The following is a 17,105-nucleotide window of genomic DNA, read 5'->3' as shown; positions in this document are numbered from 1 at the left end:
CAATAATTAAAAATGTCGTTTGCACTATAACCTAGGTCGTTTGCAGAAAATTAATTTCATTAATGTAATCTTTACACCAACTTTGATTAAAATCAACTCAAATTATGCGTAAACAAGTTTTAATAATTATAATTCTAGGTTTCATTATTGGAAGTCCGCTCACCTTTGCACAGGAAGTTACAACGACCATAACGGGTAAGGTCATTGAGGAAAATGGTGGCGGACCAATTGAATTCGCAACGGTGCTAGTAGGTAATCCCAAAGATCAGAAACCAATAGTAGGAACCACCACTTTAGAGGATGGGAGCTTTATTCTGGAAACCGATGCTCAAAATTTTTACATTGAAGTAAGTTTTATTGGTTTTACCACAAAGCAATATGACAATCCACAAATAAATAATGCAAAAATAGATTTGGGAACGGTGACCTTGGCAGAAGATTCACAACAATTAGATGAAGTCGTCGTAGAAGGAGAGGTATCACAGACCACATTTAAGTTAGACAAAAGAATTTTCAATGTAGGAGCAGATTTGAGCAGTACTGGCGCAAGCGCGTTAGAAGTATTGAACAATGTCCCCTCCGTTAATGTGAACATTGAAGGACAAATTAGTTTACGGGGCAGTCAAGGAGTACAAATGCTGATCAACGGCAAACCTTCGGTAATTGCCAATGAACAGGGCAACGCCTTGGGGACATTGACAGCAGATATGATAGAGCGCATAGAGGTGATTACGAATCCGTCCGCGAAATATGATGCGGAAGGTACTTCGGGCATTATAAACATAGTATTGAAAAAAGAGGAAAAAAAAGGTTTAAACGGCGCAGTTACTTTAAATACGGGAGTTCCCAATAATCACAGTATAGGTTTAAGTTTAAATAGGCGCACAGAAAAATTTAACCTATTTAGCCAAATGGGATTTGGCCGAAGAACCTTCCCAAGCGATAATGAAACAGAAAACCGCAATTTATCGGACAACACATATATTACCAGTAATGGGGAAAGCGATAAAAATGAAACCTTTTTCAATCTCATCCTAGGCACCGACTATCATATCAATGATTTGAACGTAATTACGTTATCCGGAAATTTTGCTTATGAATGGGAAAAAGAAACTTCAGATGCCTTGTTCAGTACTTTTGACACCTCTAATGAGCGCACGGATGCATTTAACCGTAACGAACTTACAACGGCCACCAACCCAAAATACTCCTATGAGCTCCAATACAAAAAAGACTTTGAGGGCAATGAGGAGCAATCATTACTTTTGAGTGCCACAGGAAACCTTTTTGCCAAAGACCAGTCATCAGATTTCATCAATACCATTGTTTTTGGTGCCGGTGATGATATGCAACAACGATCCCGTACGGATTTTAGTCAAGCGGATTATACGTTTAAGGCAGACTACACACACCCTTGGGCAGAAAAATACACCCTTGAAACTGGGGCACAGTACCAAATAAACGATGTTGAAAATGATTTTGCCATTAGTGATTTTGACGGTACAGGATTTATTGAAAATCCAGATTTGACCAATGTTTTTGAATGGACACAAAAAGTATTGGGCATATATGCCACTACGGCTTATGAAAGTGATGCTTGGGGGCTTAAATTAGGGCTTAGATTTGAGGATACCGACCTTGCTACCCTATTAAGGAATACCAACGAAAGCAATGACCAGAACTATAATAATTTATTTCCCAGTGGCCATACCTCCTATAAATTCAGTGACAACCTATCATTACAGGCAGGGTATTCAAAGCGGATATTTAGACCTAGAATGTGGGATTTGAATCCGTTTTTCAATATTCGCAACAATTTTAGCATACGCACCGGAAATCCTAATTTACAGCCAGAATTTACCGATAGTTATGAGATTACAAGTATTTATAAAATTGGTAAGGTTTCTATGAACTTTGGTGTCTTTTATAGGCATACGGAAGATGTTGTAGAACGTATTGTAGCGTTTGAGGACAATGTAAGTATTTCCAGGCCGGAGAATATTGGTATTAACAATACAACAGGAATTGAGTTCAATGCAAAATACATACCTACCAACTGGCTTTCCTTTACCAATGACTTTAATTACAGTAGTTTTAAAAGAGATGGTGACTTTGAAGGCAATTCGTTTGATTTTAAAGGCGACCAATGGTCTACCAGATTGACCAATAAAGTAAAGTTACCGGCAGACTTTGATTTGGAATTTATAGGCCAGTACCAATCTGGCTATAGAACGTTGCAACAGGAAATTGCGGACAATCTATTTATGGATTTTGGGGCGCGCAAAAAGATTTTTAAGGGAAAGGCCATTTTGAGCCTTAGCGTTAGAGATGTATTTGCTTCCCGTATAAGAGAAAGCATTACCAACCAACCTGGCTTTTATTTGAGGGATTTTAGCCAGCAAGGTCGTTTTATAACCTTTGGTGTTAGTTTTGGCTTTGGCAAAGGTGAGGCAATGGAATTTTCCGGTCAGAAACATTTTTAAAGAATGCTTATAATCATAGGTTGTAATTATATTCCTAGGTAAGTGCCAATTTTGACTTAAAATTTTAATTCTATAGAAATATTTAGGAACTTCACTACTTCTATTAGGATTGAAATGGTAAGCACAGAAGCAAAACTTAAGGAGCGTATTAAGGAACTTACTTGCCTATACGAAGTAACTTCCATCATAGTAAATTCAGACTACAGTCAGTTGCACACTTCGTTAGAGGCGATTACATTTTGTTTGAAAAAGGCATGGCAGTTTGAAGATGATACCGAAGTGTTGTTGCAAAGTGGCGATTATGATATTAAGACAGATGGATACCATAATGAAATGGTATACCTTAAATCTAATATTAGGGTATTCAACGAAGTCTCCGGTTTTATTAAAGTGGGGTATCCAAAGAAAAAATATAAACAGACCGATTTTTTGGTGGAAGAGGAAAAACTGCTTGAGAATGTAGCTTTGGCCGTAGGCAATCTATTGGAACGAAAACAAGTACATGATAGTGAGGCCGCTATAAAAAGACAGGTTGAAAGGGCGGATAGACTACATATTTTAGGGGAGATCACCGCTGGTATAGCCCATGAGATCAATACGCCGTTGGCCAATATTCTAGGGTTTACGGAACTTTTAAAGGAACGTATTACCGATACCGACGCTTTGCGCGATCTTAATAAAATTGTGGACAATGCTATTTTTAGCCGTGAAGTGGTCAAAAAATTAATGTTTTTTGCTTGTGAAATGCCACAGCAAATGAACGTAATACAAGTTATTCCTTTAATAGAGGATGTATTGAACTTATTGGGCCCCTCTATACGGACAAAAAACATTCAATTGGTCAAATCCTTCAGTCATCAGGACATTGCATTACGTGCAGATAATGTACAGTTGACCCAAGTACTGTTTAATTTGATCATGAACGCAATTTATTTCTCACCAAAAGGAGGTAAAATTGAAATTAACCTAAAAAAAGGAACAAAGTATATAACCCTCCGTATTACCGATGAAGGTTCGGGAATTGCTTTGGAAAACGAGGACAAGGTTTTTGAACCATTTTTTACCACAAAGCCCCTTGGTGAGGGTTCAGGATTGGGACTAAGTGTCGTACATGGCATCATTAGTAGTCATAAGGGTACCATAACGCATGGCAAGAACCATCCCCAAGGCACTATATTTACCATATCTTTTCCTAAATTACCATAATGGCACTGCGCAAAGAAAATATATTGCTTGTAGATGATGACTTAGATATTCTAGAGTTGTTACAACGGCATTTACAGTCTATGGACTATCACATATTTAAGGCGGTATCCGTTAAACAGGCGCTCTATATCTTAAAAGATACATTTATAGACCTTTTGATAACCGATATCCAGATGCCAGAAGTTGACGGTTTACAATTGGTACGGTTTGCAGACGAGCATTATCCAGATATTCCAAAATTGGTCATTACCGGCTACCCATCCGTAAACGGCGCCCTAGAAGTTTTTAAATCCGGTGCTACGGATTATCTTACCAAGCCTTTTACCAAGGATGAACTAAAACAGGCCGTAGACAAATCATTAAAGGGCAAAATTAGAAAAGATGCCCCTAAAGCATTGACCATTCCACATAAGGGCAAGGGGTATGCAGAAATGATAGGCTCTTCCCCCGCCTTTCAAAAAATAACGGATATCATTGACCGGGTAAAAGATAACAAGGCAACCGTTTTGATAAATGGAGAAAGCGGCACCGGTAAAGAGCTGGTTGCTAGGGCCATTCATTATTCAGGAACATTTTCCAGGGCATCATTTATACCGGTCAATTGCGGGGCCATACCGGAAAATTTATTGGAAGCGGAGCTTTTTGGTTATATAAAAGGAGCTTTCACCGGAGCCAATGAAAACCGAAATGGATTTTTTCAGGCAGCAGAAGGGGGTACACTTTTTCTGGATGAAATTGGTACGGCACCACTCTCCGTACAGACCAAACTATTAAGGGCCATTCAAGAAAAAGAAATTACAAAAATAGGTTCTCGTAAAGTAGAAAAAGTAGATATACGAATCATAGCGGCAACCAACAGTAACCTTCAAGAGGCCATAGCCCAAAATGAATTTAGGGAAGACCTCTATTATCGGTTAACCGTTGTGGAAATAAAAGTACCGCCCTTAAGGGACCGTAAGCAGGACATACCGTTATTGGTAGAAAAATTCGTCCAAAAATATGGAATTGAATACAAGGATAGGTTAATGGGCATATCTCCTGATGCCTTACAGATATTACAACGATATCATTGGCCCGGAAATATAAGGGAGCTGGAAAACTTAATTCAGCGGGCCGTAATTATGAGCGATGGTATAATAAAGGCAAAAGACCTACCTGACCATTTAAAATTTCAAATAGATTTTCCCGATACCGAATTTCTTCCCCTTAAGGAAATGGAAAAAGAGTATGCCAAAAAAGTACTGGCCCACGTTGATGGCAATAAAACAAAAGCTGCCGAAATTTTACAGATAGATCGCAAGACCCTCCGTGAAAAATTAAAATAATAGTAATGGTGCATATTTCCCCGACCGGGTAAATATTCCCCACTTCTCCAATTCACTTCATAATTAAAAAATTATTAAACACCTGTTTTTTAGTTAGTTACAAACGTTAACACATCTTTAATATTCCAAGGCATAGCTATTGCCTCTTTTAGATAAATCAATAAAAGGGGTTATGAAATACGGAAGTTTAGTATTGGAAAAAAAAGATTTCGTGATGATACAACGGTATCAGCAACTGACCCCATATGTAGAAGATTACGCCCATAAAGATGCATTGGACAATTTAAAGGAACGTATGGCAACGGCATTGATATATGATTTAGAGGATATGCCGGAAGATATCATAAGAATGTATTCCTATGTCAATTTGAGTTATGAATCTGGCTGGAACCAAACATTTCAATTGGTACCACCTTATGAAAATAACTTGGAAAATGACAAGATTTCCGTACAAAGCACTTTAGGGGCTTCTATCATTGGTTTATCGGAAGGGGATATTATAACATACGGACTTCCAAGTAATGTAAAAACTTTGACAATTAAGAAGGTAACACAATGTAACCAACATTTTAAGGTAATTATAACGGAGAGAACAATCAACGAAGCATTAGCAAAACATAAAATCAATTTATTAACCCAAAATTCAGAGCTATGATTAAATATGTAATAACAGCGCTGTTTTCAGCAAGTATGTTAACGGCACAGACGAACAATGATAATGTTCAAAATTCAGTAAAGGTTGGTGATGTCTACGAAATTGGCACGCCCAAAGCCCATAAATATCAACATATAGATTTTCCAAGGGCAAATTTTATTATTAAAAAAGGCGGTATTGCCAATTACAAAACTGTGGAAGGAAATACAGTAGTGGTAACCGAGGTCAAAGAGACAAAAGACGGTAATATCCAAATAAAGATGAAGCGTACAGACGGTACACGTTTTTTCCGTACCCATCCAACGGTTACGGCAAATTATTCAGAAGCATTGGCCTCTGGAGAGCTTGTATCCAAATAATACATTTAGCTAGTTGACCTATCTGCCTGGCTTGCAAAAATCAGTTTTGTTCAAAAAATGTAAGTCGGGCAGATTTTTATTTCCAATATGTAAATCAGGTCATGAAAGAAATATTAAAGAGAAGCATTTGCCTTACATGCAGTCATGTAACGTTCTGCTGTTTAACCAAAAATAAAAACAACATTCACTGTTGTTGCGATTACCTATATCGTTTTGACAAATTGTTGAGCGATAAAAATATGGATGGTGATAAATACACCATGTAAAGTTTAACAAGTGAACAAGAGTTAATAGAGATACATGATTACAAAAACACATAAAAATAAAAAGGTATTGAAACAGGGCATGCTTGATAATGTCATGCGCCAGTTTGATAATGCTGCGGACATTATAGGTCTAAATCCCAATATTAGAAAAATATTGGAAGTAACCAATAATGAACTAGTTGTGCATTTTCCGGTTAGAATGGATAATGGGGAGGTAGAGGTGTTTACAGGATATAGGGTACAGCATAACAATTCATTGGGACCCTATAAAGGTGGACTACGTTACCACCCTACGGTAGATATTGATGCCGCAAGGGCGTTGGCCATGTGGATGACCTGGAAAACATCCTTGGCAGGCTTACCATATGGTGGTGCCAAAGGAGGCATACAGTTAGATCCCAACAAATATTCCATAGCAGAATTGGAACGCATTACAAGAAGGTTTACATATGCACTTGGTGACAATATTGGGCCCGAATTGGACATACCCGCGCCAGATGTCAATACAAGTTCACAGACCATGGCCTGGATCTTGGATACATACATGTCTACCAAATCACCTAATGAGCGTTCAAAGAACATGCATGTGGTAACAGGCAAACCGGTAGGTGCCGGAGGTTCCGAAGGTAGGGACCGTGCAACAGGATTTGGCGTGTTCCTGACCATTAAATTCTGGGCGGAAAGTAAAAATATTGACTTAAAAAATAAAAAATACATTGTTCAAGGTTTTGGAAATGTAGGCTATTGGACAGCTCACTTCTTGGAAGAGGAAGGAGCAAAACTGATTGCGGTTCAGGATGCCTATGGTAGTATTATCAACGAAAACGGAATTTCAGTAGAATCGCTCTTAGCTTATTCCAAGGCAAACAAAGGAAGCATTTTAGGCTATAACGGTGCCGAAAAGATAGATAATACGGAATTCTTTGGACTAGATTGTGATATTATTATTCCCGCGGCACTAGGTAACCAAATCACGGCCAAAAATGCACCTTATATTAAGGCTAGGCTCATTGCGGAAGGTGCAAACGGTCCTACGGATGTAGAAGCCGAAAAAATACTATTGAAAAAGGGTATTGAGATCATACCGGACATTCTTTGCAATTCTGGCGGAGTCATAGGTAGTTATTTTGAGTGGTTACAAAACAGGAACGGAGAAATATGGCAGTTGGATGAAGTAATGCAAAAACTTGAAAAAAAATTAAAGGAATCGTTCACAAAAGTAATGCTGACATCTATAGAAAGAGATGTGGACATGCGTACGGCCGCTTTTATAATTGCCATAGAACGTCTTGAAGAAGCCTATACGCAAAGGGGCATTTTTCCATAAAGGAGTGCTACACCAGATGAAGAAACTAAGATATAACTTTGGTGGTTATACCTTCCTCTGAGGAAGGGCTGAACGGGGGTGGTCATTCAAACATTTGGGTTGTACCGCCCCTTTTTAGTTCATACCGGCCATGCAAATCGTACTGATTAAAAATTTAAGTAATGAAATACAATAACCTCATCATTGAAAAGAAAGAATACATGCTCTTAAAACGGTTCATGAACCTATCTGAGTTTTACAAGGACAGGACCCTTGCCTATTCCATGAAAAAATTAATGGGCGAGTTGGAACATGCGCAAATTGTAGATGATTTTAAAATGCCTACGGACGTAATTAGGTTCAACACCAAGATTACCATAGACTCCGAAAATGGCTGGCAAACCACATTTACATTGGTGACCCCAAATGAAAGTGATGTTAAGAACAATAAAATATCCTTTTTAACGCCTATGGGTTCCGCGGTCATCGGCTACGCAGAAGGCGATACCATTACATGGGAATTTCCTTCTGGAGAGCAAAAATTGACCATACAAAAGGTAGAACAAAAACAAAGACATGTCAACATTGATAGTGTTTTATAACATTTAATGAATAGAGTAATAACCATAAATTTTGAAACCAATGGATAACAGTAAACCAATTGGCATTGTACAATTAACACCTTAATTCAGCACCATGGTAAAGAAGCTATTATTGCCTACAGATTTTTCTAAAAATTCATGGAATGCCATACAATATGCTATTCAATTGTATAAAAATCAAGAATGTGATTTTTATATTCTGAACACGTACGCAAAAGAGGCCCATGGACTTGATAATATCACTTTACTGGATCCGGATGAAGCTTTCAATAAATATTCAGAATTACGTTCCAACCAAGGGTTGGGCGATATTATGGCAAAATTGACCTTTGAGAACAATAATAGAAAGCATAGGTTTCATATGCTATCGCGTTCGGCGTTATTTCTAAATGCCATAAAGGATATCGTAGCACAAATGAAAATTCATATGGTCGTCATGGGTGCAAAAGGGTGTAACAATGAAAATACACGGGCCTATGGTAAAAATACATTATCTGTCATTGAACATATTCGCCAATGTCCGGTTTTGGTAGTTCCCGAAAATGTACGTTTCAAAATGCCCAAGGAAATTGTCCTGACCACAAACTTTAAAACAAATTTCAAGTCCAAGGAAATAAAATATTTGGTAGAAATGGCTCAATTGCACAATGCCCATATCCAAATTCTTAGCCTTACTGATCAAAGTGATATGACATTGTGGCAAAGAAGAAACCAGAAACGACTTTATAAACATTTAAAAGGGGTCAATTACTGCGCCAATGTCGTTCACAATGTAGCCATGTCCACGGCATTAAGTTGTTTTGTAGAGATCAAGCACACCAATATGATCAGTTATATAGACAAAAAACCTTCCTTTTGGGAACGCTTAGGGTTTGGAAAGCGAACATTAACCAAATTAGGGTATTTTAATGATGTGCCGGTATTGGCATTGCACGGGGGTGTACTTAAAAAATAAGTGCTATTCTGCATTATTCTTATCACTATGAATAGGGCTTTCTTATCTATTATAAAGATTATTTTATTCCTTCTAGTACATCTTTAGCAATTAACGGTTATTTATGTAACCCCAATTCACTGAAAAACATACATCTATGCACTAAAAAATAGTACGAATTAAAAAAAGCTGATAAATTTATACGGACCTATAAATTTTCATAATGCTTAAATTCTTTCGAAAAATTAGACATTCCCTTATTGTCGAAAAAAAATTGGGCAATTACCTCTTATATGCCCTAGGTGAAATAATATTAGTGGTTATTGGAATTTTAATAGCCTTAAGTATTGATAATGCAAACCAAGAGCATATTTTAAGGGAAAAAGAACATGTATACCTTGTGGGCCTAAAAAATGAGTTCATGGCCAACAAAAATAAATTACATACCCTTATTGAGGTTAATAAACGTAATTATGAAAGTGCCAAGGCCATTTTAAATATGTTGGACAATGAAAATGACCAACCAAATGAACAGGAACTTTCACAACTTTTGTTTGAAGCCTTTGCTTTTGAAATAGCTTACAATCCCAATAATTCATTGTTGAACGAAATGATGAATTCCGGTAGCTTAAAGGATATTTCCAGTACTGCACTCAGGTTATACCTCACCTCTTGGAATTCAATGATAGATAATATAAAGATACAGGAGGCTGACCTGCGCAAGCAAAGGGAAAACGTTCGTGATATGCTAAGAAGCGACCAGGCCAGTTTGCGTACCATTCTTGACCATGCCAATATTACTGTTGAAACAATTGGCTTACCGCTGTCCAACAAAAGATATAGTAATCTTGAACTCCTAAAATCAAAAGAATTTGAAAATAATGCACTTTCATTTATTTTGACCGGTATAAGTACTGAAACCTCCCATTATGTTCCCCTTGTAAATGAAATTGATGAAATTTTAAAACTTTTGGACCAAGAACTGCAATAGGGCCCATGCCTTCAGGTTGGTAGAGCTTGCCTATAATCGCGATTAAAACAAAATTTTGTTATTGTTTAAAACATTATAATCCTTATTTAAAAATGCATCCATGCCAATAGCCCCAAAAACCAAAAGGAATATTCAAAGAATTATACCATTTGCAATTATATGGTTGATCTTAGGGTGGATAAATCTTTTTACTCAAGAAGCGGTTACCCTAAATACAAACTTAAATCCTTCCAGTGCTATAAGCATTACCACAGAAGTATTCATATTTGCAAATTTTGCGCTTATTGTTGTTAGTCTTCTGGTGGGGGCAATAGAAGTGCTGTGGTTGGACAAGTTGTTCAATAAAAAGAACTTCTCAAAAAAAATCATTTATAAATTAGTGTTCTACACCTTGTTCTTACTGTTGGTCATTTTAATCACTTTTCCAATTGCTGCGGCAATAGAATCTGAAACCTCTCTTTTTAGCGCAGTAATTTGGACCAAATTTGTCAACTTTATTTCAAGCATTGAATTTGCCAGCACCATGGTGTCCATTTCCTTTAGTTTATTTGTCAGCCTGCTTTATTTTGAGATTAGTGAAAATATTGGCCATGGCGTCTTAATGAATTTCTTTACGGGAAAATATCACCGCCCAATTGAGGAAAAACGCATCTTTATGTTTACTGATATGAAATCCTCCACGACCATTGCGGAGCAGATGGGACACATTAAATATTTTGAACTTCTAAAGGCATATTACAATGACTTCTCAGATGCTATCGTTCGTTTTTCGGGAGAAATCTATCAATACATAGGAGACGAAATTGTAATTTCCTGGAAATATGACAACGAGGAACAGCTCACCAATGCCATAGCTTGTTTTTTTACCATGAAAAAAGACTTACTAAAAAAAACAAAGTGGTACCAATCTAATTTTGGCATTGTACCTACATTCAAAGCTGGGCTACATGCAGGAACGGTAACCACGGGAGAAATAGGTGCCTTAAGGAAAGAAATCATTTTTACGGGAGATGTGCTCAATACTACTTCACGAATACAAGGCCTCTGTAACGAAATGAACGTAGACCTATTGGTATCCCAGGATATTGTAACCCCAACATTATCAAAAAATAAGTATGTAATTGAACCTATGGGTACGGTCGTATTAAAGGGCAAGGAAGAAAGTAAACCACTATTTACGATCAAACAATTAGAATATGAACGTGTGCAATAGATTTTATGGCATTTACACAAAAAAAGTTTAGAAATTAATCTGTACTTGCATGTAATTATAACTTCTTTAATTAGCTTTTCACCTCGTTACTTCCATCAAAATTTACCGTTACATCATGCCTTTTATACATAGCTGTTTCCATAAAGCCTAAGGATATTCCATAAAAAAAGCCTTTCATTTCTGAAAGGCTTTCTCGTTGTACAGGCGGAGAGACTCCCTTCGGCTCCTCTCAGGACAGGCTTCTCGCCTCTCCTAATAATAAACAAAACTTCATTTTATTCCATAAAAAAAACCTTTCATTTCTGAAAGGCTTTCTCGTTGTACAGGCGGAGAGACTCGAACTCTCACACCTTGCGGCACTAGATCCTAAGTCTAGCGTGTCTACCAATTCCACCACGCCTGCATCATTATCCGATTATTATCGGGCTGCAAATATAAGCCAAAAATTCAATTCTCTAAATTTTACCATTTAAAAATTGCGCTTTTTGTACATTTATAAAAAGTCATATAAAACAGAACATGCAAAACGTAAAGAATTATCTATCGGAAAACAAGGACCGATTTTTAAATGAGCTTATAGAACTACTTAAAATTCCGTCGGTTAGTGCGGATCCCGCCTTTTCCCAAGATGTCATCGATACTGCAGAATCCGTAAAATTAAGTTTACAGGAAGCGGGCTGTGATGTAGTGGAAATACATGAAACCGCCGGTTACCCTATTGTATACGGTGAAAAAATCATAAACCCAGATTTACCGACAGTCTTGGTATACGGGCATTACGATGTACAACCGGCAGACCCTATAGATTTATGGCATTCCCCACCGTTTGAGCCTGTAATCAAAAAAACCGATACCCACCCAGAAGGTGCCATTTATGCAAGGGGAGCCTGTGATGATAAAGGGCAAATGTACATGCACGTAAAAGCATTGGAACTAATGGTAAAGACCGGTCAATTGCCCTGCAATGTCAAATTTATGATCGAAGGCGAGGAAGAAGTGGGCAGTAACAACCTTGGTATTTATGTAGCTGAAAATAAAGAGAAATTGTCCAACGATGTCATCTTGATTTCTGATACGGGTATGATTGCTAACGACATTCCTTCCATAACTACCGGACTAAGGGGCTTAAGCTATGTTGAGGTAGAAGTTACCGGTCCAAACAGAGATTTACATTCCGGTCTTTATGGCGGTGCGGTGGCCAACCCCATCAATATACTTGCTAAAATGATAGCCAGTTTGCATGATGATAACAATCATATAACCATACCCGGTTTTTATGATAAGGTAGAAGAACTATCCTTTGATGAAAGGGCCGCAATGGCCAAGGCTCCCTTTAATTTGGATTCCTATAAAAATGCGCTGGACATTGATAGTGTTTATGGCGAAAAAGGATATACTACAAACGAACGCAATGCTATACGACCCACATTGGATGTCAATGGTATCTGGGGAGGCTATATTGGTGAAGGAGCTAAAACTGTAATTGCAAGTAAGGCTTATGCCAAAATATCCATGCGCTTGGTTCCCAACCAAGATTGGAAAGAAATCACTGAGTTGTTCAAAACACATTTTGAGGCCATTGCACCAAAGGGAGTTACCGTAAAGGTTAAACCTCATCATGGCGGACAAGGATATGTAACCCCAATAGACACCATTGCATACCAAGCCGCATCAAAGGCGTATGAAACAACATTTGGAAAAACCCCTATACCCCAACGAAGTGGCGGCAGTATTCCTATAGTTTCCCTGTTCGAGAAAGAACTTGGCAGCAAAACAATCCTTATGGGCTTTGGCCTAGACAGTGATGCCATCCATTCCCCTAACGAACATTTTGGGGTATGGAACTATTTTAAGGGTATAGAGACCATACCATATTTCTATCAGTACTTTACGGAGATGAGCAAGTAATAAAAACATCTTTGCAATACGGTTTTTAACGACAAAGCAATCTGTAAGCTTAGTGAATCTAATTTACAGATTGCTTTTTTTACGCACATAGGCGTTATATAAAATTTGTAGTAATTATAAGATAGGAGTCCTAACTTACCAGCTATTAAATTTTCTTTACATACTTGGTAATGATAACGGTCAATGTAGGCCCAACCTTACCTTCTATATATTCCGCATTTTCACGGTCCAACGAAATTCTTCGTACTGCGGTTCCTTGTTTGGCAACTTGGCTAGAACCTTTAATTTTAAGGTCTTTAATCAAAACAACACTATCGCCGTTTTGTAATACAACCCCGTTTACGTCCCTATGAATAATTTTATCGGCCTCTGCAATACCTTCTCCCGTGGCCTTTGCCCATTCCAAAACCTCAGGTTCCAAATACATCATATCCAAAAGGTCCTTTGGCCATCCTTCAGATTTTAATCTAGACAGCATACGCCATGCAACCACCTTTACAGAATCATATTGGCTCCACATACTATCATTTAGACAACGCCAGTGGTTAGGGTCCATTTGCTCCGGATCTTCAATTTGGGTACGGCATGTCTCACATGCCAGGATACTGGAATCAACACCACTTATAGAAACCGGTTCCACTTCAAAAATTTCTAAATTTTGCGTACCCGTGCAAAGTTCACATGTTGTACCGCTACGCGCCTCTAGATCAGATAATACACTCATTATTGATTGTTTTATAGCAAACTTACATCTTTTTCATGGGGTGTTAGGACCTTTCCCCAAAGAATTGGGGCCGGGCTATACGTTGCAAGTACGCTTTGCCTAATGGCAAATACGGGCTTTCCACTGCTATCCCTAAGGCAAAAAAAATGACTCTACATTTGTAGAATTAAAATATTTATTCTATGTTTGTAGAACACATTCTAAACTTGTAGAAAATGCAGTTGTCAAAATCAGAAGAAGAATTGATGAATATCCTCTGGAAACAGAAAAAAGCATTTATGAAAGATTTGCTGGATGCATACCCAGAGCCCAAACCGGCAACAACGACCATAGCCACCCTTTTAAAAAGAATGGCGGATAAAAAATTTATTGATTATACCACGCATGGCAGAAGCAGGGAATATTTTCCTTTGGTAAAGAAAAAAGATTACTTTTCTAAGCATGTCAACGGCCTGATCAAAAATTTTTTTAACGATAGCGCTAGTCAGTTTGCGTCGTTTTTTACCCAAGAAACCAATTTAAGCAAAGAAGAATTGGAAGAATTGAAAAAATTAATAGATAGTGAAATTCTAAAAAAGTAGCCATGATAGCCTTCTTAATAAAATCCGCTGCCTGCATGGCCATATTTCTGGCCTTTTACAAACTATTTTTGGAAAAGGAAAGCATGCATTTCTTTAAACGCTATTTCCTATTGGCCGCAATAGCCTGTAGCTTTGTAATACCGGCCATTGTTTTTACTGAGGTAATCTACATAGAACCCATTTCCAATTCCTTTACACCAACAGAGGATTATAGTTTAGAAACTTACCACGCACCTAGTACAGCATCTATAGACTATACCTATTGGTCCCTACTTATTATATATGTTCTAGGCGCGTTATTCTTTAGCCTTAAATTTTTCAAGAATCTCTATCAGATTAAAAAAACAATACAGAACAATCCCAAGCAGCAGACAAATAGCATTATAAAAGTTCTATTATCCCTACAAATTGTACCCCATACCTTTTTCAATTATATCTTTTTGAACAAACAGAAATTTGAAGCAAATGAAATACCGCCCGCAGTTTTATTACATGAAGAAACACATGCAAAACAAAAACACAGCATTGATATTTTGGTATTGGAAATACTGCAAATAATATGCTGGTTTAACCCACTTATCTATCTATTTAAAAAATCAATAAAATTAAACCACGAATTTTTAGCGGATAGTGCCGTATTGAACAACGGACTAGAAAAAAGCGATTATCAAAAAATATTATTGGCATTCTCATCAAATGCCGCTGAACCACAATTGGCAAATGCCATCAATTATTCATCAATCAAAAAACGATTTACAGTCATGAAAAAAGAAACATCAAGAAAAGTGTCCCTAGTTAAAAGCTTTCTTATTCTTCCAATAGCAGCCATTTTGCTTCTAGGCTTTAGTGAGAAAGAAATACTTGAAATTCAAAAAGAGGGTTCTCCTAAAGAACAACAAACACTATTAGGTGGCATTAAAAAAGAGCCAGAAAATGTGAATGCCTTAAAACTTAATTATACCAAGGAAAAAGAACACATCATTGCGCTATATATTAAAAAGAATGCAGAAATTTTAATCCATAACAATCCCGTTCTTTTAGAAGATTTGGCGGTAGCAATAGAAAAAGAAATTCAACCTAATATTACACTTGAAAATGTAAGGGTTGAAGGATTAACGGAAGATACATTAGAATCTGAATTTATGCTTTCCATAATCATGGAAATTAAAAAAGCGAATATTAAGCATATAAAATTTTGCACCTCAGAATATAAAATGAATGAGGAAGATTATAAAGAACATATAGACATTACGCCAGAGACTATAATACTCCAAGCGGATAATATTGTCTTGCAAACAAATGAGATTGCCCATTACAACACCTTAGCCAAAAAATATAATGCCATACCAATTGAAAAAAGAATTATTCCTTTAAAAGACTTGAAGGTACTAGAAACCATATACCGCAGTCTAAGTGCGGAGCAGAAAGCACAGGCCCTACCTTTTCCAGAATGCTTACCAAAGCATGGACAGGAAAAGTCCACTAAGGAAATTACGATAAATATCAATGAAAAAGGGGCATTATTGGTTAACGGCTATAATGTTGAACTTAAGAATCTATCTAACTTTCTAGCACGGTACAACACTAATATTGCTATAGAGGAAAGAAAAAAGACCATAAGCTCGTATATCGTAATTACCCCAAAATCACCAAAGGGTATTATAAAAAAAGTTGAAGAAATCCTATCGGATTATGGCGTTGCAACTATTGACATCTTAGGAAATAACGACCCCTCAAGCTTTAACCAGCAAAAAAATGCCTCTACCAAACAAGTATCCCAATACAATGCATTGGCAAAAAAATACAATAAAATGTTAGGGAAAAATGGCAACGTTAGAATTCTAAAATCAGATGTAGACCAAATGACCTATATCTATGGCATCATGTCTGACAAACAAAAAGAGTCAGCACAGCCTTTTCCAGATTTTCCAGAGCCACCACCAGCACCTGAGGCTCCAGAAGAACCTAAGGCCCCAAAAGTTTTAAAAGAGGAAAAAGGTAATATCCCGCTTCCACCGCCCCCACCAGCTCCTAAATCTCCTTTGGATTTTGTGGTTGAAATGGCTAAAAAGGGCGCCACGTTTATGTATGAAGGAGACAATATCTCCTCGGACAAAGCCATAGATCTTATGAAGAACAACAAAGAATTGAATATAGATTCGCGTACCAAAAATGGTGAGCAGGTTATTAAAATAACCAAAGACCCTATTCTAATTAGTATCGGTCAAGAAGCTTCAACTAATAAAAATGTCAACACTTATATTAAGGAAAGAAATAAATTATTGAACTACATTAAAGTAAATAACATAGATTACCCAGTAGGTTATTTAGCATTGTCCAAACTTGAACAAACAGAATTTAATAAAATTCAACAGGCCATGTTTCAAGCTTATATGGATTTATCTGAAAATGAAAAACAATCTGTTCCAAAAATATTACCTCCCCCACCTAGTGCCAAAATGTACAAACTGGAAGATGGGAAGGTTGTAAAAAAAGTTTAAAAAAGTTCAAGTCACCTTATTTCCTGTGTAAAAAAACAAGTTACCATAAGT

Annotated in this window: 15 protein-coding genes and 1 tRNA gene; 14 read left to right on the top strand and 2 right to left on the bottom strand. The window is 37.1% G+C overall.

What is annotated here, in order from left to right:
• Window positions 1-104 precede the first annotated feature (104 nt).
• The 11 genes from Q2T41_RS12125 to Q2T41_RS12075 all read left to right on the top strand — a co-directional run bounded on the left by Q2T41_RS12125 (window position 105) and on the right by Q2T41_RS12075 (window position 11,340).
• Window positions 105-2,483, top strand: coding sequence for a TonB-dependent receptor domain-containing protein (locus tag Q2T41_RS12125; RefSeq protein WP_304436310.1), 2,379 nt, complete (start codon window positions 105-107; stop codon window positions 2,481-2,483).
• Between the two features lie 114 nt (window positions 2,484-2,597).
• On the top strand, window positions 2,598-3,689 hold the full coding sequence (locus Q2T41_RS12120) for a sensor histidine kinase (RefSeq protein ID WP_089259215.1): 1,092 nt from the start codon (window positions 2,598-2,600) through the stop codon (window positions 3,687-3,689).
• Complete coding sequence (locus Q2T41_RS12115) at window positions 3,689-5,014, top strand: sigma-54-dependent transcriptional regulator (RefSeq protein ID WP_304436309.1); 1,326 nt, start codon at window positions 3,689-3,691, stop codon at window positions 5,012-5,014. Before Q2T41_RS12120 ends, Q2T41_RS12115 begins: the two co-directional genes overlap by 1 nt.
• A gap of 172 nt (window positions 5,015-5,186) precedes the next feature.
• Window positions 5,187-5,669 (top strand): GreA/GreB family elongation factor, encoded by a 483-nt coding sequence (locus Q2T41_RS12110; RefSeq protein ID WP_304436308.1) that lies wholly within the window; start codon window positions 5,187-5,189, stop codon window positions 5,667-5,669.
• Complete coding sequence (locus Q2T41_RS12105) at window positions 5,666-6,028, top strand: hypothetical protein (protein WP_304436307.1); 363 nt, start codon at window positions 5,666-5,668, stop codon at window positions 6,026-6,028. Before Q2T41_RS12110 ends, Q2T41_RS12105 begins: the two co-directional genes overlap by 4 nt.
• Before the next feature lie 101 nt (window positions 6,029-6,129).
• Entirely contained in the window at window positions 6,130-6,294 is a 165-nt protein-coding gene (locus Q2T41_RS12100) for a hypothetical protein (protein WP_304436306.1), read from the top strand.
• A gap of 34 nt (window positions 6,295-6,328) precedes the next feature.
• Complete coding sequence (locus Q2T41_RS12095; RefSeq protein WP_304436305.1) at window positions 6,329-7,621, top strand: Glu/Leu/Phe/Val family dehydrogenase; 1,293 nt, start codon at window positions 6,329-6,331, stop codon at window positions 7,619-7,621.
• Window positions 7,622-7,782: 161 nt separating this feature from the next.
• On the top strand, window positions 7,783-8,202 hold the full coding sequence (locus tag Q2T41_RS12090; RefSeq protein WP_089259205.1) for a GreA/GreB family elongation factor: 420 nt from the start codon (window positions 7,783-7,785) through the stop codon (window positions 8,200-8,202).
• A 94-nt stretch (window positions 8,203-8,296) separates the two neighbouring features.
• The gene (locus Q2T41_RS12085; RefSeq protein ID WP_304436304.1) at window positions 8,297-9,157 is read left to right on the top strand and encodes a universal stress protein; all 861 of its coding nucleotides are present in this window, start codon (window positions 8,297-8,299) and stop codon (window positions 9,155-9,157) included.
• A gap of 202 nt (window positions 9,158-9,359) precedes the next feature.
• A complete protein-coding gene (locus Q2T41_RS12080) occupies window positions 9,360-10,127 on the top strand; it encodes a DUF6090 family protein (protein WP_304436303.1) in 768 nt (255 codons plus the stop codon).
• A gap of 100 nt (window positions 10,128-10,227) precedes the next feature.
• Window positions 10,228-11,340, top strand: coding sequence for an adenylate/guanylate cyclase domain-containing protein (locus Q2T41_RS12075; RefSeq protein ID WP_304436302.1), 1,113 nt, complete (start codon window positions 10,228-10,230; stop codon window positions 11,338-11,340).
• 321 nt (window positions 11,341-11,661) lie between these two features.
• Here the strand turns inward: Q2T41_RS12075 and Q2T41_RS12070 are convergent.
• A tRNA-Leu gene (locus Q2T41_RS12070) sits at window positions 11,662-11,743 on the bottom strand.
• A gap of 116 nt (window positions 11,744-11,859) precedes the next feature.
• Here Q2T41_RS12070 and Q2T41_RS12065 point away from each other — a divergent pair.
• A complete protein-coding gene (locus tag Q2T41_RS12065; protein WP_304436301.1) occupies window positions 11,860-13,248 on the top strand; it encodes a dipeptidase in 1,389 nt (462 codons plus the stop codon).
• 145 nt (window positions 13,249-13,393) lie between these two features.
• Here the strand turns inward: Q2T41_RS12065 and Q2T41_RS12060 are convergent, their stop codons facing one another.
• The gene (locus tag Q2T41_RS12060) at window positions 13,394-13,972 is read right to left on the bottom strand and encodes a PhnA domain-containing protein (RefSeq protein WP_089259196.1); all 579 of its coding nucleotides are present in this window, start codon (window positions 13,970-13,972) and stop codon (window positions 13,394-13,396) included.
• A gap of 215 nt (window positions 13,973-14,187) precedes the next feature.
• Between Q2T41_RS12060 and Q2T41_RS12055 the strand changes: the two genes are divergently transcribed.
• A complete protein-coding gene (locus Q2T41_RS12055) occupies window positions 14,188-14,553 on the top strand; it encodes a BlaI/MecI/CopY family transcriptional regulator (protein WP_089259194.1) in 366 nt (121 codons plus the stop codon).
• A 2-nt stretch (window positions 14,554-14,555) separates the two neighbouring features.
• A complete protein-coding gene (locus Q2T41_RS12050; RefSeq protein ID WP_304436300.1) occupies window positions 14,556-17,054 on the top strand; it encodes a M56 family metallopeptidase in 2,499 nt (832 codons plus the stop codon).
• Window positions 17,055-17,105: the final 51 nt, after the last annotated feature.

The organism is Maribacter confluentis, assembly GCF_030505015.1.
GTDB classification, from domain to species: Bacteria; Bacteroidota; Bacteroidia; order Flavobacteriales; family Flavobacteriaceae; genus Maribacter; species Maribacter sedimenticola.
Note: the sequence above shows the minus strand (reverse complement) of the source record. Positions and strands in the feature narration are given on the sequence as shown.